The sequence below is a fragment of the Iodidimonas muriae genome, from assembly GCF_014647255.1.
GTDB lineage: Bacteria > Pseudomonadota > Alphaproteobacteria > Sphingomonadales > Rhodothalassiaceae > Iodidimonas > Iodidimonas muriae.
On sequence record NZ_BMOV01000001.1, the window covers coordinates 232,891 to 256,725 of the forward strand.

A 23,835-nucleotide genomic window follows, 5' to 3' on the forward strand; every position below is an offset into this window, starting at 1 on the left:
GTTTAACGCACATCGCGGCAATTGCGTGCCGGGCTATTGATGATCTTTGGTTCCACATCGATTTTGCCATGCACAAGCCAGCCGGTGGCGCAATCGATGCGGCTATCTGTAATGGTGATGGAATGGGTGGGCAGGGGCGCGCGTCGTTCATAGCCAAAGCCGATCACATCGCGGTTTCCATCGCCGTTTTTAGCGAAAATCTCGACAGTATCCAGAGAGATTATGCCCCCATTGAAGGCATCGATCACCCGGCTGCCATCGCCTTTGCGTTCATCGAACAGGCTGTTTTCGATGACGAGCTTCGCCGCGCCGGATTTAACCAGATGGCCTTCATGTCGGGCGGATAGAAATTGGCTGTTCTGGATCGTCAAGGTGCCGCCATTGGTGCCGTAATAGATCCCATGCGCCCGGCCGCATTTGACTTTGCAATCGCCGCCCAGATTTTGGAATGTGCTGTTTTTAACCGTAAGGCTGTGAATGTCTTTATTGGTGAGCACGCCGGATTGGGCGTTTTCAAAGGTTACATGATCAAGGGTCAGGGTCTTGGTTTGCTGGCGAATACAAGCGCCATTGCCATCATTTACAAAGATATTGCGGCAGCCAATATCACGGATGGTGCTGTCTGCATTGATAATGAGGGCCGCTTTGTTTCTGCACGCCATATCCTGGATGATAGAGCCATTGCCGTTGAGAATGGTCGGGGATTTGATCAAAGCGCATTGGGCATAAATCCCTTTGGGCAAATCGATCGTGCCACCATCTTCTACCAGACTTTGTAAATTCTGACATTCCTTTCCGGCGATGAAATCGGAGCAGACAAAGCCATCGGGCAAGCTGGCTTGGGCCTTGGAAGTTTCAGCAGGCGGGCGGACCAGCCAAATATCCTGATCATTGCTGAGCCCCAAAAAGGCGTTTAATTTCGGGATATAAAAGAATTTGTTGAAAAGGCTTTTCAGACCGCGCGGTCCGGACCCGTCATTGAAGCTGGCCCAAGCCTTGAAATCGCGGGTTCTGTAAAGATTGCCGCTGCCATCCCAAAGATAGAAATAGCCATTGGCATAGCGCAAGGCATCGTCGTATTCCACATGGGCGGGGATGGCTCCCGCACGCACCATCGGGCCAAATGTATCGTGGGTGATGGTCGTTGTATAAATATCCTTGCCGTTAAAAGAAACCAGTGTATCGCCAACCAAAATAGCAATGGCATGATTGCCCCATTGATAAGGCAATCGATCGATCCTTCGGGTGATGGCATCGGTTTCAAGGTCGATCTCTATAAGGGCCGGGTTTTTCTTGACGGACAAAAGCAAGGCGCGCCCGGGAATGGGGCTGGCTGCGGATATGCTGAACATCCCCTTTTTAAAGGGCCGCCGTGCGACCCATTCCCTTTTTTCAAGATCGAAAATGCTATGCACAATGGGCCCGTAAGAGGTGGCGTATTTCGAGCATCCCCAAGCGGACGGCCAGGCATGGATTTGATGATCGATTAATATGGGGGTTCCCCAAGTATGTCCGGCAGCCGGTGCATGCTCTTTGGTGGGGAAATGGCATTCATCCTCCAATGGGACGCCGAAATGTTTGTTGAGAAAAGCACCTCTATCATCCAAGGGATCGGGATCATAAAGGCGCTCCCACTTTAAAGTGGCAAGATCAAGCGCATAAACGCTGTTTTGATAGGATGCAGAATGACCACCGCCATGGAAATACAGGCGTTGGCCATCGAATGTGGCTCCGGCAAAAGCCCGAATGGCGTGATTGGGATTGCGAAAAAGGGGCTCGCCTTCCACATTTGTTGGCCAGGCCACATTTTTCAGGCTGTTCGCTGTCTTTAGCTTACACCATAGATGCGCCTCAAAATCACATGCTTGAGCAATATAATCCTGAAGGGCAGGCAGATCCAATGATGGGGTGGCAGGCTTTTCACCGCCCGAAAAATCGGCCATGACCGGCTGTGTTTCGGGCGGAGATTTCAAGCGGGTCTTGGCGGCGTGTTTCGTTGGGCCTTGTTTTTTCCCTTTTTGTTGGTCCGCTTGTTTTTTTAAAGAGGCATCAGGGGTCGCGGCCTGCGGGGGATTGATATTTTCCGCAGGGAATGTTTCCGGGCTTTTTGCTTGCGCGTCCATAGCGCTAAGGCGCTGCTCCAGAGCAAGGATGCTTGCGGCCCAGCTTGCCTGATCGGCTTTGGTGGACGCATCCCAGTTTTTGCATAATTGCCGCAACCGTGCAAAGCGCGGCGAAGGGTCGGATTGACGGGCCGCGCAAATATCTTCAGGGCTTGGGTTTTGCGCATAGGCAAGCGGGCTGGTGCCGATAATCAAGGCGGCGGCGATAATGGACAGCCGAACCATAAAGGCGCTCCTGCTTGTGTTTTCCAATCCAATGCCGTGCCAGCCGATCAATGGCGCGATCAGCCGCGGCCATAATCGTCGTCAAAGCGCACAATATCGTCTTCTCCAAGATAAGCACCGGATTGCACCTCGATAAGATGCAGGGGAATTTTTCCCGGATTTTCCAGACGATGGAGCGCTCCCAGCGGAATATAGATGGATTCATTTTCCGTTAGCAGGATTTGTTCCTCATTGCGGGTAACCAAGGCACTTCCTTGTACCACAATCCAGTGTTCGGCCCGATGATAGTGCTTTTGCAAAGAAAGCTTCTGGCCGGGCTTTACAATGATGCGCTTGGTTTGAAAACGCTCGCCATTGTCTGTTGTTTCATAAGACCCCCACGGGCGGTAAACCCGCGGATGGTGCAAATGCTCGGTCCGTTTGGCAGCCTTCAGGCGATCCACAATGGCTTTCACCTCTTCGCTGCGATCCTTGTGGGCCACCAATACGGCATCTTTGGTGGTTACAATGACCAGATCCTCTACGCCGATTGTGGCGACGAAGGGGCCATCTGCACGCACCAAGCTGTTCTTGGTATCAAGGGTGAGCACATCGCCCTTCAGGCTGTTGCCCTGATCGTCTTTGCTGCCTTCGTTCCACATGGCGGCCCAAGAACCAAGATCGCTCCAGCCCATATCCACCGGCACCACGGCGATATTGTCAGCCTTTTCCATGATGGCGCAATCGATGGAATCCGCCGGACTTTTTTGAAAGGCTTCGCTATTGGGGCGCTCGAACCCCAAATCCACTTCTGCCTGTTCAAGCGCGGCTTTGCAGGCGGATAAAATCTCCGGTGCAAAGGTTTCAAACGCTTGTATGATGCTATCGCAGCGGAAAAGGAAGATCCCGCTGTTCCAGAAGAAATTCCCCTGTTCCAGATAGTGCTTGGCTCCGGTAAGATCAGGTTTTTCGTGGAAATTCTCCACATGATAAACACCGTCTTGTCCGGTGATTTTCTGACCCGCTTCGATATAGCCATAGCCGGTTTCCGGATGACTGGCGGTGATGCCAAAAGTGATGATCTGGCCGTTTTCTGCCGCCGGAATGGCGGTTTCAATGGCCCGCTGAAAGGCATCCGGATCGGTGATGGAATGATCGGACGGTGCCAGCAAAATCAGCCCGTTTTCATCTTCCTGGGCAATGCGTAACGCCGCCATGATGGCCGCAGGCGCGGTTCCTTTGCCGATGGGCTCCAATATGATCGCCAAAGGGTCGATACCGATTTCCAACATTTTTTCCGACACCATGAAGCGGTGGTCGTCATTGGCGATCAGCAAGGGCGGGGCAAAGCGCTGTGGATCGGACAAGCGTAAAGCGGTTTCCTGGATCATCGCAAGATCGGTAAGAACCGGCAGGAACTGCTTGGGATGAAAGGCGCGGGACAAGGGCCACAAGCGTGTGCCAGAGCCCCCAGACAGAATAACCGGCCATAACCGCATCTCTAGATCCTTTCGCTGGAATTCTGTCCAAAAACAAGGGTCTCATAGTTACTGAGATTTGCATCCCAGCCATAATGATCGATGATAAAACGCCGCGCTTCTTTGATTTGCGCTTTGTCTTCATCCAGAAGGGCGCAGGAATGGGCAATCAGATCCGCACTGTTCTGGGCCACCAAGGCTTTGGTTTCCGGACAAGGGCGGATACCGGCCAAGGCATCTTTCGTGGCAATGATGCGTTTTCCCATGGCCATGGCTTCCAGCGCCTTGTTCTGGATGCCGCGGGCGATGGTAAGCGGCAAGCACACCCCCCAGGCATGCTGCACATAGGGGCGCACATCGGGCACACTGCCGGTCACCAAAACGCCGGGGTGCTCGGCAAGGCGGCGCACGGCATCGGTGGGCGACATGCCGACAATGGCAAACAAAATATCGGGATGGCGCTTTTGTACTTGGGGGAGAACCTCGTCCACATACCAGGTAACGGCCTTGATATTGGGCCAATAATCCATCGCACCGACGAAAACGATGGCGCGAGTGCCTTCAGGATAAGGATCGGCAAAATCTAGATCGGGGTCGAAATAATCCACATCCACGCCCTGGGTGCGATGGGTGATTTTTTCGGCACTTTCAGGGCAGAGGGTGCGAAACAACGCCGCTTCGGCTTCAGAGATAAACACCGTTTGATCGAAGGCCTTGGCCATGCGGCATTCATAGTCGCGTAATAGCCGCGCTTCGCGCTGAAAAAACCATTTTTTAAACCGGTTTTTATCTTCGGCATAAGAGCGGAACTTTTCTGAATCCACATCTTCGGCATTGAAAATGGTGCGCGGCCCCGCTGCGGTTTTGCCATAAACAAATTGGCCGGTGCAGCCACTATACATCAAAATGGCATCGGGCTTTTCATGGGCAAGAATATGGTCCACCCATTGGGACATGCGCTTATTTTTGTAATAAGCCACAGACAATGGTTCATGGCGCAACAGGCCTTTGATCGCCCCCATCATTCCCCGTTTTTTGTCCAGCTTTTCAACACAGACGCTTTTGCAATAGTCGTGGAGCTTCTCCACATATTGCCAATCTTCATCTGCATCGATGAAGGTGCCAAGATGGATGTCATGGGATTTTGACAGATGGCGCATCATATTGAATGTGGAGATTTTATCCCCTTTGTTCGGTGGATAGGGGATGCGGTGTGTTAGATACAGCAATGTCATGGTGGATATGATGTTCCCTGTCGCCCCGGCCTCGCGCTTTTTGCTTGGCGCCCCTTTTTCAAGGGCCGTGCCGTTTCCCCGTTTCAAATTGAAACCTAACGCGTTCACGGGTTTAGCGCAACGAGACTGTGTTATTGCCCCGCCTTTGTGTAGCATGGCACAAGGATCGGGATAGGGCGCCATGCGGCGAGAAAAATTTGAACAGCGAAGGCGCAATGACAAAAGATCACATGACAAGAGAAAAGCCGGACTCAATGATGCAAGAGACCCCGCAATTATGCGTGATTATCGATACGGAAGAAGAGTTCGATTGGGACGGTCCTTTTCGTCGGGAAGCCCGTGCGGTCACCTCTATTGCGGCGCAAGACAAGGCGCAGGCTATTTTTGCCCGCTATGGTATCATTCCCACCTATGTGATCGATCATCCCGTGGCCAGCGATCCGGATGCGGTGATGCTTTTGAAATCCTATCAGGATCGGGGAGAGGCCGTTATCGGGGCTCATCTTCATCCTTGGGTGTCGCCGCCCTTTGAAGAAGAGATAAGCCGCGCGCACAGCTATCCCGGAAATCTTGTTGCGGCACTTGAATATGAAAAGCTGCGGATTTTGACCGCGACAATCGAGGACGCCTTCAAAAAACGCCCTTTGGTCTATAAAGCCGGTCGCTATGGCCTTGGGCCAAACACGCCGGAGATTTTGGCCCGATTGGGCTATAAAGTGGATTGTTCCATCGTGCCCTATACGGATTTCAGTGACGATCAGGGGCCGAATTTTCTTCATGAAACACCGCATTTGCGCGCATTTTCACCTGCCGCGGATATTTTGGAATTGCCTTTGTCCAATGCCTTTGCGGGGGTGTTGCGCGGGCAGGGGCGGTGGCTTTATCCTCGGATTCAAACGCCTTTTTTACGCCGTATGCACCTGCCGGGAATGTGCGCCCGCCTTGGGCTTTTGGAACGGATAAGATTAAGCCCGGAAGGACAGGATGCCCGTGACCATATAAGGCTGACAAAAGCGATGGTGAAAGATGGCTTTCGGGTGTTCAGCTACACCTATCACAGCCCGTCCTTAGCGCCGGGCCATACGCCTTATGTGCAAAGCCCCGCGGATCTGACGCGCTTTCTGGATCAAATGGATCGTTATTTTGAATTCTTTTTCAAAACATTGGGCGGGCATGCTGCAACACCATTGGAGATTTATAACCAGTGGAGCATGACAAAAAACGCGGGCAAAGAAAGCCACGCCGCATCATCGCGCCCATAGGGCTCTTTTTGTCTGGATGCGACAGATGATGCGTCGCCGTTTCAAGCGGAGTCTCGCGCGTTCCCATCTGCCGCTTCATCCACCATTTTTGCAAGCTGGCTTTGGGCCTGTTCCGCAAGTGCTTCGATTTCCGCCCAGTTTTCGGTGAGCGCGCCAACCTCTGCCTGAAAATCCTGAAGCGTCGGGGGCTTGTTCCCCTGGGCGGCGATAACAGCGGCGATGGCTGCCCGAATGGGGCTGTTCAAGGCCACTTCTTTCATGAGCTCTTTGTGCTGATATTTTTGCGCGTTTTCAATGTCGCGCAGCTTGTCGGAAAGACGAAACATCACAATCAGCCCCAAAAGCGCAACGATGATAAGCGCCGCTAATAGGCCAAGAAGAAGATGATCTGATGTAAAAAGAACGCCGAGAATATTGCTCATTGGACCTGCTTTATAGGCAAGAAAATCGGACGGATTTACCACCGCCCGATAAAGAGCATATCGGCTTTAGACAGAAATCAAAAGATGAATGACAAAACGGTTGCCCAAAGACCAAGAGACAGGCCGACGACAAGAACGAAGGCCAGCCCCACATCAAGGCGATTATCCTGAGATTGGCCGAGATAGGCGACGTCTTGATCGATTGTTCTGGAAGACTGTCTGGTAAGCTTGTCCATCGGACTATCCTGCTAAAGTTTTCTGGATTGAAGAGACTCAGCCACTGCTCGAAGGGACATACCGGAAACGGAAGCAATATAAAATTTTATTCAATTTCAATTGTTTCACAATTTCGTTTACAAGTGGTTAATGGGGCCGGAAAGGTGGCTTTCCGGCTGGTAATATCTTGTTATAATCTGGTTGGATATTTTGTTTTTTATTGTTCAGTATCAAGGGCGTAGCCTGCAGAGCGGACAGTGCGTATGATGTCGTTGGCACCATTGCTGTTCAAGGCTTTGCGCAGTCGGCGGATATGCACATCCACGGTGCGCAATTCCACATAAACATCATGCCCCCATACGGCATCCAAAAGCTGTTCACGGGAAAAGACCCGCCCCGGATTTTCCAGAAAATGCCGAAGCATGCGAAATTCCGTGGGCCCCAAATGCACCGGCTTATGATCGCGCAGAACTTTGTGGGTGGTACTGTCGAGGCTGATGCCGGAAAAGGTCAGTACCTTGCCGGACAAACCCGGCCGCACGCGGCGCAAGACGGCATTGATGCGGGCAATCAGCTCGCGGGGGCTGAAAGGTTTGGTGACATAATCGTCGGCCCCGATTTCCAGTCCCCGCACCCGGTCACCTTCTTCGGTGCGCGCGGTGAGCATGATGATGGGGATATTGGCGGTGTCTCCATTGCGACGCAGGCGACGGCAGATCTCGATGCCCGATAGATTGGGCAGCATCCAATCCAGCAAAATCAGATCCGGCGGCTGCTCCATCGCCATCATCATACCTTCTTCGCCATCATTGCTGAAAACCACATCGAATCCTTCCCGTTCCAAATTATACCGGACGAGCTCGGTCAGGTTGATATCGTCTTCAACAAGTAAAATGCGTGGCTTCATGATGCGCTATCCTGTTGATCCGGATGGGACTGTTCGTCTTTTGAAGCGCGGGCAAAGGCGGTGTCATCCCGTTTGGGGCGTGCGTCTTTCATGGGGCGCCCCTCGATCACATAATAGGCGATTTCTGCAATATTGGTGGCCTGATCGCCCGCCCGCTCAATATTTTTTGCGATAAACAGCAAATGGGTGCAGGCGGTGATGATCTGCGGCTTTTCCATCATATAGGTCAGCAATTCGCGGAACAGGCTATCATAAAGCAGATCAATGCGCTCATCCCGTGTCCAGACATCTATGGCGCGGGTGCTATCGCGCTGGATAAACGCATCAAGCACATCGGTAATCATTCTTTGCGCTTCTTGCGCCATTTCGGGCAGTACGCTGATCTGGCGAATGGGGAGGGTATTGACCAATACGGTGGTTCGCTTGGCGATATTTTTGGAATAATCGCCAATCCGTTCCAAGGCGTTGGAGATTTTTATCGTTGCCACCAATTCACGCAGGTCATCGGCCAGTGGTGCACGACGTGCGATCACTTCGATGGCTTTTTCTTCGGCACGCTGTTCCAGCAAATCGATCTTTTTGTCAGATGCGATGGCTTTTTCCGCCAGTTCTATATCGCGGGCCATCAACGCCGTCACGGCATTGGCAAGCTGCATTTCTGCCAGACCTGCCATTTCGCTCAGGATGGCCCGCAACTGGTCCAGTTCGTCATCATAGGATTTTATTGTGTGAATATCGGTCATGTCGGCTCCTCTGCCACAATTGGCACGAATGCACATGCGTCTGTTTAAGACATTCCGATTACAGTCATATGACGGTCCAGCGAGCAGATTGCGTGTCTTAGCTGATCCTTTCAGGGATGGTCTTCCGGCTCACGGGGGCCTTGATATATAGGGAGGGAGATGGTGACGGTGGTCCCTTTCCCCAATATGCTGCGGATATCCAGATGGCCGCGATGGCGCGACACGATATGTTTTACGATTGCAAGGCCAAGCCCCGTGCCCCCCAGCTTTCGGGATCGCGCCGCGTCGACCCGATAAAAGCGCTCGGTCAGGCGGGGGAGATGTTCGGGCGGAATACCGGGGCCGTGATCCGTGATACTGATGGCGATGCCGCGTTGTCCGCTTTCGGGGATGCGGTCCACCGGCTGTGCAGATAAGGTCACGGTGCTGCCTTCATAGGCGTATTTCAGCGCATTGGATGTGAGATTTTGCAACATCTGGTGGATTTGGTCGGCATCGCCTTGCACCGGTTCAAGGGAATCCGGCACAAGAATATTGATGGCCATATGACGTTTCTGGACGGTTGGCTCCAAAGATGCGGCAACGCCTTTTAAAATGGGCTCAAGCGGCACGCTGCTTTTGGGCTGCACATGCTTGTCCAGTTCGATCCGCGAAAGGGATAACAGATCGTCGATCAAACGCACCATGCGGCGGGATTCTTCTTCCATGATGCCCAAAAACCGCTCTTGGGCGGCTTCGTCGCCTTTGGCGGGGCCGTTCATGGTTTCAATGAAGCCGATCACAGACGATAAAGGCGTGCGCAATTCATGGCTGGCATTGGCGACAAAATCGGCACGCATGCGTTCGGCCACCCGCATTTTCGTGATGTCGTGCATGGAAATGACCACGTAAAATGCAGGCTCGGTGCTTTCTCCGTCGCTATCCGATGCGTGGCGGCTGTTATCCACCCGCGATACGCTGATGGAAAAAATACGTTCAACCGCCCCCGTCAAAGAGGCTTCAAGGCGGGCAATGGGAGCGCCTTGCATCACTTTTCCCAGCGCTTCCAGAATATCGGGATGGCGCACATAAAGGCTGACATCCCGACCGATCAGATTATTGCCAAAAAGGGTGCGGGCCGGGCGGTTGGCATCCAGTACCTTGCGCAAAGGGTCGATCAAGAGCAAAGGCGCGTCGATCCCTTCGGCGATTTTGGCCCGCAATGGGGCCAGATTCCTTTGGGTAGAGCGGGCGGTTTTCAAGGCATCGGTCAGCCGGTTCACCACTATGCGGTAGCGCCGGTCCATCCAGAAGAAGGCTATGCCGATCACGGCTGCAATAATCAGTGCGGGAAGCACATCCACCAGTCCTAAAAGGTGCAGCCCAAAGAGCAAAACCACCACCAATATCTGTATCGGCAGTATCCGGAAGCCGCTTTCGATGATCTTGCCTGTGCTCATATCATCGCCTTGTTTTTCTATGCGTCTTGATCTTAATCATTTGCGACAGATGTGCGAAAGACTCCGCAACGCCATCGGCGCCTAATTCTATCGCCGGACGGGCGCTATAACCAAAACTGACCACGGCAACGGGAATGTCGCTGGCGCGTGCGGCATCCACATCGGTTTGGGTATCTCCCACCATCAAGGCGTCACTCTGAGCGCCAAGCTCGTGCAGAACCTGATTGATGTGCATGGGGTGCGGCTTGCAATGGGGCAGGGCATCGCCGCCGATAATCGAGGAAAAATAAGGGTGAAGATCCAGCGCATCCAAAAGCCGAAGGGTCAAATCCTGCGGTTTATTGGTGCAAAGGCCAAGGGCGATATCATTATCTTTCAAACGCTTTATCAGATCCATGGCGCCGGGGAATGGTTGGCTCAGGCGGGCAATATTGTGCCGATAATGGGTCAGAAAGAGCGCCTGTTCCGCATCCATGTCCCGATCTTTCGGGATGCCACCTGTGGCTTTTAGCCCGGCTTCGATCAGCTTGCGCACACCGTGGCCGACCATATGTCGCACGGCCTGAAGCTCAAGGTGAGGGCGACGCAGATCTTCGAGCACATGGTTCATGGCGGCGCACAGATCCGGGGCCGTATCGACAAGGGTGCCATCCAGATCGAAGATGACTGTATCGACGTGAAAGATTTTCTTGTTCATTGGTCCTCGGATTTTTGCACCGACCCATTAAAGAGGCCTGTCAGATTTTGGATATGACTATCGACGGGTTTCTATTCTTAGCCCGTTGAAATTGAAAGACGGCAGAAAAAAGAGCATTGGGCTGTCTTTGTATTTCGTTTACCTGCAACTGTTATGTCTTGGCGCCTATTTGGACAGATAAGATATTCATGGGCCGCCGGGTGTTATAAATGAAAATACATTGGTTTCGCGCAATTTTATGCATGCTGGCATATGCGGTGATCGCCGGATCGCCGGTCATTGACCATCAGGCCCACGCTCAAGCTGAAAGCCCTGATGACCCTGCGTCCGGCATTTCCATGGCGGTCATTGAACAGGCATCCCAACTTGTGGATAGCGAGCCTTTGCGGGCCATGGCGTTAATTGATGAGCAAATTTCGATTCTGCCATCAAAGCAGGGCGGGAATGTGGATGTCAGCACAATACGCTTATATATGCTCAAATCCTCGGTCTTAAGCCGGCTTGGTCAGAATAATGACGCGCTGAGGGTGGCTACCTACGCTTTTGGGCTGTTTGAGGCGGCCGATTTGGACCCCAAATCCAGACTTCATGCGGACTTGTTGACGGCGAAAGCGCGGGCGCATGAACATCTGGGTGATATGGCGTCGGCCTTGACCGATTATTTTGCCGCCTGGGGCGTTTTTGATGCGCTTGGGGATAATGAGGGCATGGCTGCAGCCCATGCCAGCGGGGCGGGCATTTATCAGGAAATCGGCCAATGGGATAATGCCATTTCCAATTATCAGCGGGCCTTGATCCGCGCCGAACAGGCCGATGACAGCTTCTTGCGCGCGCGCATTATCAATAACCTGGCCTATGCCTATGTCACCAGCGGACAGGCACAAAAAGCCTATGATCTTTTGATGTCCGCACGCCCGTTGATCGAGGAACTGAACAACCCTTTGGTGTCTGCCTATGTCGATGACAATATTGGCGAAGCCCTGGTCAATCTGGGCCGATATGATGATGCCCTTCTCTATATCGAGCGCGGCATCACGGCAGCCGATGCGCTTGGGGTTGGATCTTTGGTGAGCAATGCGTGGCTGAATATGGCGCGCGTTCATGAAGCAAAAGGCGCACTGGATCTGGCCGTCGATTATGCCACGCGCGGTCTTGAACAAGCCCAGGAAAATCGCGAACGGGCGCGGTTGCGTGATTTGCACGGGATTCTTGCACGGCTATATGCGGCGACCGATGATTATAAATTGGCCTATGAGCATCAAAGCCAAAGCCAGAAATTCAGGGAAGCCATCAATACGGCGGAAGTGAACCAATTGGGCAAGGTTTTGGAAGCGCAGATGGATCTGGAACGCAAGGAGCAGGAAATTGCCCTGTTGCAACGGGACCAGGAAATCAGCGCCTTGCGATTGGCTTCTGAATCAACATGGCGCAATGCGGCATTGATCGGCACCTTCTTGCTTTTGGGGGTGATTGTCGGATTGACGATTTTGTTACGCGCTAAGGCCCGTGCCACCGCAGAGGCCGAGATCCGGAGTGGCGAATTGTTGTTGGCGCAACAAGAGCTTGAGCATGCCAATGAAGTGAAATCCAATATTCTGGCGATGACAAGCCATGAAGTGCGCACACCGCTCAATGGCATTATGGGCATGGCACAGGTGCTTTTGAGAGCCGGGATGGAGCCGAAAGAAAAGCGTCAGGTGGAAACCATTCTCAATTCAGCGAATATGCTGTTGGCGCTTTTGAACGATATTCTGGACATGTCCAAGATCGAGGCCGGAAAGCTGGATATTCAGGTGGAAACCTTCGCCTTGCGGGATCTGCTAACGGATCTGGCCGATCTTTGGCAGGCGAAAGCCAATGATAAAGGGGTGGCGCTTCAAATGCAGGTCGCCCCGAATTTGCCTCTGCATATTGTGGGGGACCCGGGCCGCATTCGTCAGGTGTTATCCAATCTGATTTCCAATGCCATTAAATTCTCGTCCCATGGGGCGGTGCGCGTTTCCGTGTGTAAAGACGATACGGTGTTGGAGACGCCAGCCGTTGTTTTTCGGGTGAAAGATCAAGGCATTGGAATTTCCGAAGCGCATAAATCGCAGTTGTTCGAGCCTTTTACCCAAGTGGAAACCGGGGCAACCCGAACATATGGGGGCACGGGCCTTGGATTGTCTATCTGCCGGCATCTTGTCGGTTTGATGGGCGGGCAGATCGATTTTGTCAGCCGCTTGGGGGAAGGGACGGATTTCTGGTTTGCCTTGCCCTTGGTGGACTCTGCAATCAATGTGGCTGGACCGGACGGGGATGATAAGGGCGCAGTTTTACAGGGCGCGTCGACTGTTAAGAATGAGCAAGCGAGCCGGGCACGTCTTTTGATCGCTGAAGACAATGAAACAAACCGGCTGGTGATGCGCGAGATGTTGCATGGTCAGGGCTATGATCTGGTGTTTGCGGAAGATGGCGCACAGGCTTTGGAACTGGTGGTTGCGCAATCCTTCGACCTGATTTTGATGGATGTGCATATGCCGGTGATGGACGGGCCTATGGCGGTGCGGGAAATTCGCGCTCTTGGCACAAAAAAAGCGCAGGTGCCGGTTATTGCCATCACGGCGGATGCCATGGAGGGGGATCGCCATCAGCTAATCAGTGGCGGGATGAACGATTATATCTCCAAACCCATCGACAGAATCAAGCTCATCGGCCTGATCGAAGCATTTCTGGCAGGAAAGCAAGGTGCGGAGATCAGCTTACAGCCCATGGCGGATATGGGCTGAAACCTCCTCAAAACCGATCTGGTTTTATCGATAGTCTAGGGTGCCGGTTGCGCGGGATCGGTGCATAGAATCGGCTTTGAAAAGCTCACGGATAATAATCCGTCACATTCCTTATGGATCAGCGGCTATGGCGGTTTGATCTTGCATAATATCGCTGTGAATGAGGGAGATCAGGATAAATATTTCCATAGATTTGCACCCGGACCCATTTCTGTCGTACATAGCGCCATCATCTTTTTTTGCGCACAAGAGGGGCTTCCGTGGCGTTTTGGAACTGGAAGATATTTGAGTCTGTCAATAAGCCGGTTTTCTTTATTTCGGCATTGATCATTTTCGCAACTCTATGCTTTGCCGCGTTGGATTCCGGAGATGCCTCGACCATATTCAAAACGTTGCAATCCGGCATTGTCGAACGATTCGGCTGGTTTTATGTGCTGTCGGTGGCATTCTTTCTGGTGTTTGTTCTTGGCTTGGCCATGAGTTCTTTCGGGGATATCCGGTTGGGGCCGGATTCTTCGGAGCCGGATTTTTCCTATGCCTCGTGGATGGCCATGTTATTTTCTGCAGGCATGGGCATCGGCTTGATGTTTTTCGGCGTGGCAGAGCCGATTTCCCATTATTTCTCGCCTCCCACTATTGAAGGCGGAACGGCACAGGCGGCCCGCGAGGCCATGGAAATCACTTTCTTCCATTGGGGTATTCATGCTTGGGCGATTTATGCCGTGGTGGGCCTGTCTTTGGCATATTTCGGCTATCGACGCGGACTTCCTTTAACCATCCGGTCCAGCCTTTATCCCATTTTAGGGGAGCGCATCCACGGCCCCATCGGCCATGCGGTGGATATTCTGGCGGTGGTGAGCACCATGTTCGGCGTTGCGACCTCCCTTGGTGTGGGGGTGATGCAGGTGAATGCCGGGCTGAATCATCTGTTCGGCGTGCCGGAAAATGAATGGATGCAGCTTTTGCTTATTGCCTTGATCACCGGGGCTGCCACCACGTCTGTGGTGGCTGGTCTGGATTCAGGCATCAAACGGCTGAGCGAAATCAATCTGATCCTGGCCATTGGCTTGTTGGTTTTTGTTCTGCTCGCTGGCCCGACCTTGTTTTTGCTGCAGGCTTTCGTTCAAAATATCGGTGGTTATCTGGGAAGTCTGGTAACCCGGACCTTCACCTTGTTTGCCTATGAACCAAATCATTGGATCAGCGACTGGACTTTGTTCTACTGGGCATGGTGGATTGCCTGGTCGCCTTTTGTGGGCATGTTCATTGCCCGGATTTCCCGTGGTCGGACCATTCGGGAATTTGTGATCAATGTGTTGCTGGTGCCATCGGGCTTCACCTTCTTGTGGATGACTGTCTTTGGCAATTCCGCCATCTTTTTCGATATGGAAGGCATTTCTAAATTGGGGGAAGTGGTGACCACCAATATGCCGGTGGCGTTGTTCCAGTTTTTGGAAGCTTTGCCTTTTTCCGGCATTGCCTCGATTTTAGGCACGGCGCTAGCGATCACGTTTTTTGTGACCTCGTCGGATTCTGGTTCCTTGGTGATCGATATCATCACCTCAGGCGGGGATAAGGAACCGCCGGTTTGGCAACGGATTTTCTGGGCCGTAACGGAAGGCATTGTGGCGGCTGTCTTGCTGTTGGCCGGAGGGCTGGTTGCGCTACAAACGGCGTCTTTGGCCAGTGCTTTGCCTTTTACCCTTGTTATTCTCGTGGTGTGCTGGGGGCTTTATCGCGGTCTGCGCGATGAACGGGCGCGAAAAGCCAGCCATCGCGTGGCCTCGTCTTTGGCGGTGGATGGCGTTGGTGTGCCGTGGAAGCAAAGACTTCGTAGCATTTTGCATTATCCCAAACAGGCACAGGCCACTGTCTTCATGGCCGATATTGCCCATCCGGCATTGCTGGAAGTGGCGCGTGAACTTTCACTGCGCGGCGTTGAAGCATCGGTGAATCATCAAGAAGATCGGGTGAGCTTGTTGGTGGAAGAAGATGCGGGCCAAGCCTATCCCTTTGAATATGCTGTGCATTTGCGTAGTTATGAAACACCCAGCTTTGCTTTTCCGGAATTCGAGCCAAAACGGTCGAAAGCCTCGCACTTTTATCGCGCCGAAGTTTATCAAGGCGAAGGCAGCGATCCCTATGATGTGATCAGCTATTCCAAGGAACAGATTATTGCTGATGTGATCGCCCAATATGATCGCCATCGCTATTATCTGCATTTGGTGAGTTAGCGTGGCCGCATATGAATTCACTTCGATGTGATTGTCATTATGAGCGCGGTCTCTTATCTGTTTGCGCAAAGCACAAGCCCAACTGCAGGATCGGTATATGACACAGAGCCCTTATGACTATGATCTTTTCGTAATTGGCGCAGGCTCAGGCGGCGTGCGTGCCAGCCGGATTGCCGCTTCCTTGGGTGCGAAGGTCGCTGTTGCTGAAGAATATCGGGTGGGCGGAACCTGTGTCATTCGCGGCTGTGTTCCAAAGAAGCTGATGACATATGCGGCGCATTTCCATGAAGATTTTGAAGATGCGGTGGGCTTTGGCTGGGATGCTGTTACGCCGAACTTTGACTGGACGAAATTTATCGCAGCAAAAGATGCGGAAATTGACCGGCTGAACGGCCTTTATAAGAAAATGCTGGCGTCCAATAATGTCGAGGTGTTTGAAAGCCGGGCAACGCTTGAGGATGCGCATACCGTGCGGATGGGCGATAAAACCGTCACGGCGGATACGATTCTGGTGGCCACCGGCGGGACGGTGAATCTGCCGCGCACCCCCGGTGTGGAGCATGCCATCACCTCTAATGAAGCGTTTCATTTGAAAGAGCTGCCCAAAGACATTGTCATCGTTGGTGGCGGCTATATTGCTGTTGAATTTGCCGGAATTTTCAATGGTCTGGGGTCCAATGTCACCCTTGTATACCGGCGGGACCGTATTTTGCGTGGCTTTGATGAGGATTTGCGGATTCGGCTGCAAAAAGCCATGCAGGATAAAGGCATCAAGATCCTGTGCCACACGGATGTGGAGGCCATCGAAAAAACCGGTGACGGGCTGTCGCTAACGCTGAATTCCGGCGAGAGTTTGAAAGCCGACCAGCTGATGTATGCCATTGGCCGCCGCCCCTATACCGAAGGTTTGGGATTGGAGCGGGCCGGGGTTGCTCTTGATACCAATGGGGCGGTGACGGTGGATGATTATTCCCGCACCAATGTGGAGAATATCTATGCTGTTGGCGATGTGACGGACCGCATCGCGCTGACGCCCGTGGCCATCAAGGAAGGCCATGCCTTTGCCCTGACCCGGTTTAAAGGCACGCCGGTTTCTCCCGATCATCATAATGTGGCATCGGCGGTGTTTTCCCATCCACCCATTGGCACTGTTGGCATGACCGAGGATCAGGCCATAGACAAGCTGGGTGATGTGGATGTGTATGAATCCGATTACCGGCCCATGAAAAACACGCTGGCCGGGCGCGATGAACGGGCCTATGCCAAGATTATCGTCGATTGCAAAACCGACAAGGTGGTGGGCATCCACATGATCGGCCCCGATAGCCCCGAGATCATTCAGGGATTTGCCGTTGCGATCAAGATGGGGCTTACCAAGGCCGATTTGGATAAAACCGTGGCCATTCACCCCAGCAGCGCCGAAGAACTGGTTTTGATGAGCACAAAACGCAATTAAGGCCTTTGGCAGGGCTGACAAGTTCGGCGGTCTTGCTTATGATGGCCGCTTGTTATGATCATGCGTTTTGAGTGGAGTTTTTGAAATATGCCAACACGCTGGACCCCTGATAGTTGGCGTAACCGCCCCGCAGCCCAACAACCCAATTATCCCGACAAGGATAAACTGGCATCTGTGGAAAGCGATTTGTCACGGTATCCGCCATTGGTTTTCGGGGGTGAGGTCAAGGCTTTGAAGCGCCAGCTTGGCCGGGTTGCCGATGGCCGTGCCTTTTTGCTTCAGGGTGGGGATTGCGCGGAAAGCTTTGCAGAATTTCACCCCGATACCATCCGCGATACCTTCCGGGTTTTGCTGCAAATGGCGGTTATCCTTACCTTCGGGGCGGCGTGCCCCGTGGTGAAGGTGGGGCGCATGGCCGGGCAATTTGGCAAACCGCGTTCCAGCGATATGGAACGGCAAGGCGATCAGGAGCTGCCCAGCTATCGCGGCGATAATGTGAATGGCATCCAGTTCGATGCGGCGGCCCGGATGCCCGATCCGGATCGCTTGATGCGCGCCTATAATCAATCGGCGGCAACCCTTAATCTTTTGCGGGCATATGCCAGCGGGGGCTATGCGGACCTGCATCGGGTGCATCGCTGGAATCTGGATTTTGTTGCCAATTCCCCGGCGGCGGAACGCTTTCAGGATTTGGCGGACCGCATTGGCGAATCATTGGCTTTCATGCGCGCTTGCGGGGTCGGGGACGATGCGGCCCATGAACTGAAGGGCACGGATTTTTTCACCAGCCATGAATGTTTGCTGCTGGGGTTTGAAGAAGCCATGACCCGCCATGAACCATCGGGCGGCGGATGGGTGGATAGCTCGGCCCATATGCTGTGGTGTGGTGATCGCACCCGGCAATTGGACGGGGCGCATCTAGAATTTTTAAAGGGTATTGAAAATCCCATCGCTGTAAAGGTGGGGCCAAGCATGCAGCCGGATGAATTGCTGCGTGTGGTCGATCTGCTCAATCCCTTTGACGAGCCGGGCCGCCTGACCCTGATTTGTCGCTTTGGCGCCGATAAGGTCGAGCAGCATTTGCCGAATTTGATCCGTGCGGTGAAGCGCGATGGCCGTCGGGTGGTGTGGAGTTGCGATCCCATGCACGGCAATACGGTGAAAAGCTCGGTCGGGCTGAAAACCCGTGGCTTTGACCAGTTGATGCGGGAAGTGCGGCAGTTCTTTGCCATTCACCGCGCCGAAGGAACCTATCCGGGCGGTATTCATCTGGAGCTGACGGGGCAGAATGTGACCGAATGTACCGGCGGAGCCATGGCCATTACCGAAGACAAATTGTCTTCGCGCTATCACACCCATTGCGATCCCCGGCTGAATGCGGACCAAAGCCTCGAGATGGCCTTCCAGATTGCGGAATTGTTGAAAGAGGGGCGGCGCGCCGTTAAGCAAGGGGCCGAGGTGCGTGAAAGCGCCTGAGCCATCTTGTGGCGGCTGCGATGACCGGCTAAACAAGCCTGCATGAACGCACATCCCTTTCGCATCGCACTTGCGCAATTGAACCCTGTGGTGGGGGATATTGATGGCAATGTGGAAAAAATTCGCACGGCACGGGCCAAAGCGGCTGCTTTGGGGGCTGATCTAGTTATCACTCCTGAACTGAGCCTTGTGGGCTATCCCACAGAAGATCTGGTGCTGAAATCATTCTTCCAGCGGTGCGCCATGCAGTGCGCCGAGATGCTGGCCAAAGAAACAGCGGATGGCGGCCCGGCATTGATTGTGGGGTCGCCTTGGCTGTTTGATGACGGGCTTTATAATACCGCTTTGGTGATGGATGGGGGCGCGATCACCCATAAGGTGCGCAAACGCGATCTGCCCAATTACGGTATTTTTGATGAAAAGCGGATTTTCGCTGCCGCCTCAAAGACAGAACCGGTGATGGTGCGTGGTCACCGCCTTGGGGTGATGATTTGCGAAGATATGTGGTTTCCCCATACGGCGCGCGATTTGGCACAGGCAGGGGCCGAAATTCTGCTGGTGCCCACCGCGTCGCCTTTTGAAACCGATAAGAGCGACGAGCGCTTGATGGAATCCCGTAAGCGTGTGGCCGAAACCGGATTGCCGCTTATGTTCGTCAATCAGCTGGGCGGACAAGACGAAGTGATTTTCGATGGAACGTCCTTTTGCCTGGATGCACAGGGCGAGGTGATGGTGCGCCTTGCGGGCTTTTCAACGGATATGGAAATTGTGGACTGTGTTCCAAAACAGATTGGAGACAGGACAGCCTTGCGCCCGCAAGAGGGGCGTAAAGCACCATTGTTCGATGATCTGGAGGCGATCTGGCAAGCCACCGTTTTGGGGCTGCGCGATTATGTGGGGAAAAACGGCTTTCCCGGTGTGCTGATCGGCTTGTCGGGCGGGATTGATTCTGCGCTGACGGCGGCGATCGCTGTGGATGCCTTGGGAAAAGACCGGGTGCGCACGGTGATGATGCCATCGCGCTATACCAGCCCGGAAAGCCTTGAAGATGCGCAAGGATGCGCCGATCTTTTGGGGATACGCCTTGATAGCGTGGCCATCGAGCCGGGTGTTGCCGCCTTCGATCAGATGCTGGGGCCGGTTTTTGAAGGCTATGCGCCAGACATTACCGAAGAGAATATCCAGTCGAGGCTGCGCGGCGTGATCTTGATGGCCATGTCCAACAAATTTGGCGATCTGGTGCTCACCACCGGCAATAAATCGGAAGTCAGTGTGGGTTATTCCACGCTTTATGGCGATATGTGCGGCGGGTATTCGGTGCTGAAGGATGTTTACAAGTCTACCGTTTTTGCTTTGTCGCACTGGCGTAATCACCGCACGCCACTTCATGCCCTTGGCCCCGAAGGTCCGGTGATGCCCGCCCGTGTTATCACCAAGCCACCGACTGCAGAATTGCGCGCCGATCAAAAAGATGAAGATTCGCTGCCGCCCTATGATGTGTTGGACGACATTCTGGCCTGTCTGGTCGAGCGGAGCATGCCCGCATCCGAAATTGTGGCGCGTGGCCATGATGCAAAGACAGTGGCAAGGGTTGAGCATTTGCTTTATGTCGCTGAATATAAACGCCGTCAGGCTGCACCGGGCGTGAAAATCACCCGTAAAAGTTTTGGCCGCGATCGCCGCTTCCCAATCACCAATGGTTTCAGGACAACCCGACGCCCATGTCTGTAAATGTACGCTTTGCCCCGTCTCCCACCGGCCTTTTGCATGTGGGAAATGTTCGCGCCGCCTTGTTGAACTGGCTGTTTGCCCGTCAGCAAGGGGGGCAATTTCTGTTGCGCTTTGATGATACGGATGCCGAACGCTCCCGCGATGATTATATCGAGGCGATCCGCCATGATCTGCGTTGGCTTGGCCTTGATTGGGATCAGGAAGCCCGGCAATCGCAACGGCTGGAGCGCTATCATGCGTCGGCCGAGCATTTGAAGGAGCAAGGGCGGCTTTATCCTTGCTATGAAACGGCGGAAGAACTGTCCATCAAGCGCCGCTTGCAGCTTGGGCGCGGCCTGCCGCCGGTTTATGATCGGGCGGCCTTGAAGCTTACACAGGCGGATCGGGAAAAGCTGGAAGCCGAGGGCAAGAAACCCCATTGGCGCTTCAAGCTGGATACCGATCAGCGGGTGGAGTGGACGGACCTGATCCGTGGGCCGCAATCCATTGATCCGGCAAGCCTGTCCGATCCGGTTCTGATCCGGGCCGATGGCACTTTCCTTTATATGCTGCCCTCGACCGTGGATGATATGGATTTTTCCATCAGCCATGTGGTTCGCGGCGAAGATCATGTGACCAATTCCGGCCAGCAGATCCAGATTTTTGAAGCGCTGGGCGGCACGGCTCCGCTTTTTGCCCATTATCCTTTGTTGAAGGGCAAAGGCGGCGACAAATTTTCCAAGCGTGCGGGCAGTGGCTCCATTGCCGCCTTGCGCGATGAAGCCGGATTGGAACCGCAGGCCATCATCAGCTTTATCGCCCGCCTCGGGTCTTCTGATCCTATCGAGCCATTTGTGGATGTCGCTCCCTTGCGTGATGGGTTCGAATTTTCAAAATTCTCGAAATCTTCGGCCATTTTCGATGAAGACGAACTGGATCAGGTGAATGCCAAAATTCTGCATCAGCTTTCCTATCAGGATGTGAAGGATCGGGCGCTTTTGGCGGATTTGAGGGAAGATTTCTGGTTGGCCGTGCGCGGCAATCTGGAACATTTCAACGATGTGGCTCGCTGGCGCAAGGTGGTTTTGGGGCCGTTGGACCCGGTGATTATGGATGATGACTGCGCCTTTCTGGCGGAGGCGGCAGAGCTTTTGCCCCAAACCCTTGCGGGGGATAGCTGGAAGGCTTGGACCAGTGCCATCAAGCAAGCAACAGGCCGCAAAGGAAAAGCGCTGTTCTTGCCCCTGCGGCAGGCACTGACCGGTGAGGATCACGGGCCGGAAATGGCAACGCTTTTGCCCTTGATCGGGCGTGCACGGGCGCAAGCACGGCTCAAAGGGGAGCGGGCATGAGCCTTCATCTCACCAACAGCATGAGCGGCAAGAAAGAGCCGTTCCAGCCCATCGATCCCAAAAATGTGCGGCTTTATGTGTGCGGGCCAACGGTCTATGATTTTGCCCATATCGGCAATGCACGTCCGCCGGTGGTGTTCGATTTGCTGTTTCGGCTGTTGCGCCATGTTTATGGCGAGGGGCATGTAACCTATGCCCGCAATATCACCGATATTGATGACAAGATCATCGCCCGCGCTGCTGAAAGCGGCACCCCCATTGCGACGATCACCGAAAAATTTGCCCGAATTTACCGCGAGGATATGGCGGCTATTCATGTCTTGCCGCCCAGTATCGAGCCCCATGCCACCGATCATATCGCGCAGATGATCGCCATGATCGCGGATCTGATGGATAAGGGCTTTGCCTATGCGGCTCAGGAGCATGTGCTGTTCCATGTGCCCGCCATGCCCGATTATGGCAAGCTTAGCCATCGCCCGCGGGATGAAATGGTGGCCGGCGCACGGGTGGAGGTGGCCCCTTATAAAAAAGACCCGGCGGATTTTGTGCTGTGGAAACCCAGTGATGCGGATCAGCCCGGTTGGGAGAGCCCGTGGGGCAAGGGACGCCCCGGCTGGCATCTGGAATGTTCGGCCATGATCAAGGCGCATTTGGGAACGGAAATCGACATTCATGGCGGCGGACAGGATTTGATTTTCCCCCATCATGAAAACGAATTGGCGCAAAGCGAATGCTGCCATGGCCATCCTTTTGTGCGCACTTGGGTGCATAATGGCTATGTGCTGTCGGGCGGCGAGAAAATGTCGAAATCGCTGGGGAATTTCCACACAGTCCATGATCTGTTGGCGGATTTCCCCGGCGAGGCCATCCGGCTGACACTGATGTCGGCCCATTATCGCCAGCCGCTGGATTTCACCACAGACGGTATTGCGGAAAACAAGCGTCGGCTGGATCGTTGGTACCGCTTGATTGCAGGGGTTGAAGCTGCACAAATCATACCGCAAACGGTGGTCGCAGCCCTAGAGGATGATCTTAACAGCCCCAGGGCCATCGCCGCTTTGGAAGCCTTGGCAAAGCCGGAAAGCGTGGATCAATTATTGGCCGGGGCGCAGTTCATGGGATTGTTGCAGGAAAATCCGGACCAATGGTTCAAGAGCAACAGGGCAGGCGGTTTGGATGCAGATGCGATCGAGGCATTGATTCTGGAACGGAAAGAAGCCCGCAAGGCCCGCGATTTCGCCCGAGCCGACAAGGTGCGCGATCAGCTGGATGCCGCCGGTATCCGTTTGCTGGATCGCCCCGATGGCACCACCGATTGGGAACGGACCGGCAATGACTGATCTTGCGCCCGTTGTGATTTTGGTGCGTCCGCAGCTTGGCGAAAATATCGGCAAGGCTGCGCGGGCCATGCTGAATTTCGGCCTTACCGAGATGCGGCTAGTGGCACCCCGTGATGGCTGGCCCAATCCGGCGGCTGGCCCTGCGGCATCTGGTGCGGATTGCGTTCTGGATGGGGCGAGGCTTTATGACACGGTGGCTGATGCCATTGGCGATCTTGGCCGGGTTTATGCGGCAACGGTACGCCCGCGCGATATGGTGAAACCGGTGGTGACACCGCAACAGGCGGTGGCTGAAATCCATGGGTTGGAAAGGAGGGCCGGGCTGATGTTCGGGCCGGAACGCTCTGGCCTTGATAATGAAGATGTGGCCTTGGCGGATACGGTGATGACCGTGCCTGTGAATCCGGATTTTTCCAGCCTCAATCTGGCGCAAGCCGTGATTTTGGCAGCTTATGAGTGGTTCAAGGCCAAGGATGACACAAAGCCGCGCATAGACAGACGGCAAGAAGATCCGGCGCCCAAAGCCCATTATCAAGGTCTTTATGACCAGCTTGAAGAGGCGTTGGATAAACGCGGCTATTTCCGTTCGGCAGACCGCAAGCCGACGCAAATGCGGGCGTTGAAATCCCTGTTCCAGAATGCGTCTCTTACCACTCAGGAAATCCAGACCCTGCGCGGGGTGATCAAATCTCTCACTTGGGCCGAGCGGAAATAAAGCATACGCGGCTGTATTCAAGCGACGAAAAAGGGCCGGGGAGATGTCCCGCGGCCCT

General features: G+C 53.9%; 17 protein-coding genes and 1 pseudogene. 9 read left to right on the forward strand and 9 right to left on the reverse strand.

Annotation, left to right across the window (positions count from 1 at the left end; translation table 11 throughout):
- Positions 1–2: 2 nt before the first annotated feature.
- From IEX96_RS01020 to IEX96_RS01030, 3 genes are read right to left on the reverse strand one after another with little or no spacing between them, the layout of a single operon-like run.
- Positions 3–2,348, reverse strand: a complete 2,346-nt coding sequence (locus tag IEX96_RS01020; RefSeq protein ID WP_188873334.1) for a hypothetical protein — start codon at positions 2,346–2,348, stop codon at positions 3–5.
- 59 nt (positions 2,349–2,407) lie between these two features.
- Positions 2,408–3,826 carry a mannose-1-phosphate guanylyltransferase/mannose-6-phosphate isomerase gene (locus IEX96_RS01025; RefSeq protein ID WP_150004698.1) on the reverse strand — a complete coding sequence of 473 codons (1,419 nt, stop codon included), beginning with the start codon at positions 3,824–3,826 and terminating at the stop codon, positions 2,408–2,410.
- 2 nt (positions 3,827–3,828) lie between these two features.
- Entirely contained in the window at positions 3,829–5,127 is a 1,299-nt protein-coding gene (locus IEX96_RS01030; RefSeq protein WP_188873335.1) for a TIGR03087 family PEP-CTERM/XrtA system glycosyltransferase, read from the reverse strand.
- A 167-nt stretch (positions 5,128–5,294) separates the two neighbouring features.
- Here IEX96_RS01030 and IEX96_RS01035 point away from each other — a divergent pair, with 167 nt between their 5' ends.
- Entirely contained in the window at positions 5,295–6,302 is a 1,008-nt protein-coding gene (locus IEX96_RS01035) for a polysaccharide deacetylase family protein (protein ID WP_188873336.1), read from the forward strand.
- 41 nt (positions 6,303–6,343) lie between these two features.
- On the opposite strand, the gene IEX96_RS01040 is transcribed toward IEX96_RS01035, so the two are convergent.
- The 6 genes and pseudogenes from IEX96_RS01040 to IEX96_RS01065 all read right to left on the reverse strand — a co-directional run bounded on the left by IEX96_RS01040 (position 6,344) and on the right by IEX96_RS01065 (position 10,726).
- Complete coding sequence (locus IEX96_RS01040) at positions 6,344–6,724, reverse strand: hypothetical protein (protein ID WP_150004700.1); 381 nt, start codon at positions 6,722–6,724, stop codon at positions 6,344–6,346.
- Between the two features lie 77 nt (positions 6,725–6,801).
- Complete coding sequence (locus IEX96_RS01045) at positions 6,802–6,960, reverse strand: hypothetical protein (protein WP_188873337.1); 159 nt, start codon at positions 6,958–6,960, stop codon at positions 6,802–6,804.
- Between the two features lie 197 nt (positions 6,961–7,157).
- Positions 7,158–7,847: a phosphate regulon transcriptional regulator PhoB gene (phoB, locus tag IEX96_RS01050; protein WP_188873338.1), complete on the reverse strand. Its 690-nt coding sequence runs from the start codon at positions 7,845–7,847 to the stop codon at positions 7,158–7,160.
- Positions 7,844–8,590: a phosphate signaling complex protein PhoU gene (gene phoU / locus IEX96_RS01055; protein WP_150004702.1), complete on the reverse strand. Its 747-nt coding sequence runs from the start codon at positions 8,588–8,590 to the stop codon at positions 7,844–7,846. The genes phoB and phoU overlap by 4 nt, the downstream gene beginning before the upstream one ends.
- A gap of 110 nt (positions 8,591–8,700) precedes the next feature.
- A pseudogene (locus tag IEX96_RS14380) lies at positions 8,701–9,444 on the reverse strand (sensor histidine kinase); the annotation flags it as partial.
- 586 nt (positions 9,445–10,030) lie between these two features.
- Complete coding sequence (locus IEX96_RS01065) at positions 10,031–10,726, reverse strand: HAD-IA family hydrolase (RefSeq protein WP_150004705.1); 696 nt, start codon at positions 10,724–10,726, stop codon at positions 10,031–10,033.
- A 209-nt stretch (positions 10,727–10,935) separates the two neighbouring features.
- Here IEX96_RS01065 and IEX96_RS01070 point away from each other — a divergent pair, with 209 nt between their 5' ends.
- The 8 genes from IEX96_RS01070 to IEX96_RS01105 all read left to right on the forward strand — a co-directional run bounded on the left by IEX96_RS01070 (position 10,936) and on the right by IEX96_RS01105 (position 23,777).
- Positions 10,936–13,494 carry a hybrid sensor histidine kinase/response regulator gene (locus IEX96_RS01070; RefSeq protein WP_188873340.1) on the forward strand — a complete coding sequence of 853 codons (2,559 nt, stop codon included), beginning with the start codon at positions 10,936–10,938 and terminating at the stop codon, positions 13,492–13,494.
- Positions 13,495–13,754: 260 nt separating this feature from the next.
- The gene (locus IEX96_RS01075) at positions 13,755–15,728 is read left to right on the forward strand and encodes a BCCT family transporter (RefSeq protein ID WP_188873341.1); all 1,974 of its coding nucleotides are present in this window, start codon (positions 13,755–13,757) and stop codon (positions 15,726–15,728) included.
- Between the two features lie 97 nt (positions 15,729–15,825).
- Positions 15,826–17,184, forward strand: coding sequence for a glutathione-disulfide reductase (gene gor, locus IEX96_RS01080; protein WP_150004709.1), 1,359 nt, complete (start codon positions 15,826–15,828; stop codon positions 17,182–17,184).
- Positions 17,185–17,271: 87 nt separating this feature from the next.
- Positions 17,272–18,660, forward strand: coding sequence for a class II 3-deoxy-7-phosphoheptulonate synthase (locus IEX96_RS01085; protein WP_150004710.1), 1,389 nt, complete (start codon positions 17,272–17,274; stop codon positions 18,658–18,660).
- Positions 18,661–18,702: 42 nt separating this feature from the next.
- Entirely contained in the window at positions 18,703–20,391 is a 1,689-nt protein-coding gene (locus IEX96_RS01090) for an NAD+ synthase (protein WP_150004711.1), read from the forward strand.
- Positions 20,382–21,722 (forward strand): glutamate--tRNA ligase, encoded by a 1,341-nt coding sequence (gene gltX, locus IEX96_RS01095; RefSeq protein ID WP_150004712.1) that lies wholly within the window; start codon positions 20,382–20,384, stop codon positions 21,720–21,722. Before IEX96_RS01090 ends, gltX begins: the two co-directional genes overlap by 10 nt.
- A complete protein-coding gene (gene cysS / locus IEX96_RS01100) occupies positions 21,719–23,062 on the forward strand; it encodes a cysteine--tRNA ligase (RefSeq protein WP_188873342.1) in 1,344 nt (447 codons plus the stop codon). Before gltX ends, cysS begins: the two co-directional genes overlap by 4 nt.
- Complete coding sequence (locus tag IEX96_RS01105) at positions 23,055–23,777, forward strand: RNA methyltransferase (protein ID WP_150004713.1); 723 nt, start codon at positions 23,055–23,057, stop codon at positions 23,775–23,777. The genes cysS and IEX96_RS01105 overlap by 8 nt, the downstream gene beginning before the upstream one ends.
- Positions 23,778–23,835: the final 58 nt, after the last annotated feature.

Excerpts from the sequence above, each read along its gene's own strand:
- IEX96_RS01020 (WP_188873334.1), bottom strand. The coding sequence starts at position 2,348 with ATGGTTCGGCTGTCCATTATCGCCGCCGCCTTGATTATCGGCACCAGC.
- IEX96_RS01025 (WP_150004698.1), bottom strand. The coding sequence starts at position 3,826 with ATGCGGTTATGGCCGGTTATTCTGTCTGGGGGCTCTGGCACACGCTTG.
- IEX96_RS01035 (WP_188873336.1), top strand. The coding sequence starts at position 5,295 with ATGATGCAAGAGACCCCGCAATTATGCGTGATTATCGATACGGAAGAA.
- IEX96_RS01040 (WP_150004700.1), bottom strand. The coding sequence starts at position 6,724 with ATGAGCAATATTCTCGGCGTTCTTTTTACATCAGATCATCTTCTTCTT.
- IEX96_RS01045 (WP_188873337.1), bottom strand. The coding sequence starts at position 6,960 with ATGGACAAGCTTACCAGACAGTCTTCCAGAACAATCGATCAAGACGTC.
- phoB (WP_188873338.1), bottom strand. The coding sequence starts at position 7,847 with ATGAAGCCACGCATTTTACTTGTTGAAGACGATATCAACCTGACCGAG.
- phoU (WP_150004702.1), bottom strand. The coding sequence starts at position 8,590 with ATGACCGATATTCACACAATAAAATCCTATGATGACGAACTGGACCAG.
- IEX96_RS01065 (WP_150004705.1), bottom strand. The coding sequence starts at position 10,726 with ATGAACAAGAAAATCTTTCACGTCGATACAGTCATCTTCGATCTGGAT.
- IEX96_RS01070 (WP_188873340.1), top strand. The coding sequence starts at position 10,936 with ATGAAAATACATTGGTTTCGCGCAATTTTATGCATGCTGGCATATGCG.
- gor (WP_150004709.1), top strand. The coding sequence starts at position 15,826 with ATGACACAGAGCCCTTATGACTATGATCTTTTCGTAATTGGCGCAGGC.
- IEX96_RS01085 (WP_150004710.1), top strand. The coding sequence starts at position 17,272 with ATGCCAACACGCTGGACCCCTGATAGTTGGCGTAACCGCCCCGCAGCC.
- IEX96_RS01090 (WP_150004711.1), top strand. The coding sequence starts at position 18,703 with ATGAACGCACATCCCTTTCGCATCGCACTTGCGCAATTGAACCCTGTG.
- gltX (WP_150004712.1), top strand. The coding sequence starts at position 20,382 with ATGTCTGTAAATGTACGCTTTGCCCCGTCTCCCACCGGCCTTTTGCAT.
- cysS (WP_188873342.1), top strand. The coding sequence starts at position 21,719 with ATGAGCCTTCATCTCACCAACAGCATGAGCGGCAAGAAAGAGCCGTTC.
- IEX96_RS01105 (WP_150004713.1), top strand. The coding sequence starts at position 23,055 with ATGACTGATCTTGCGCCCGTTGTGATTTTGGTGCGTCCGCAGCTTGGC.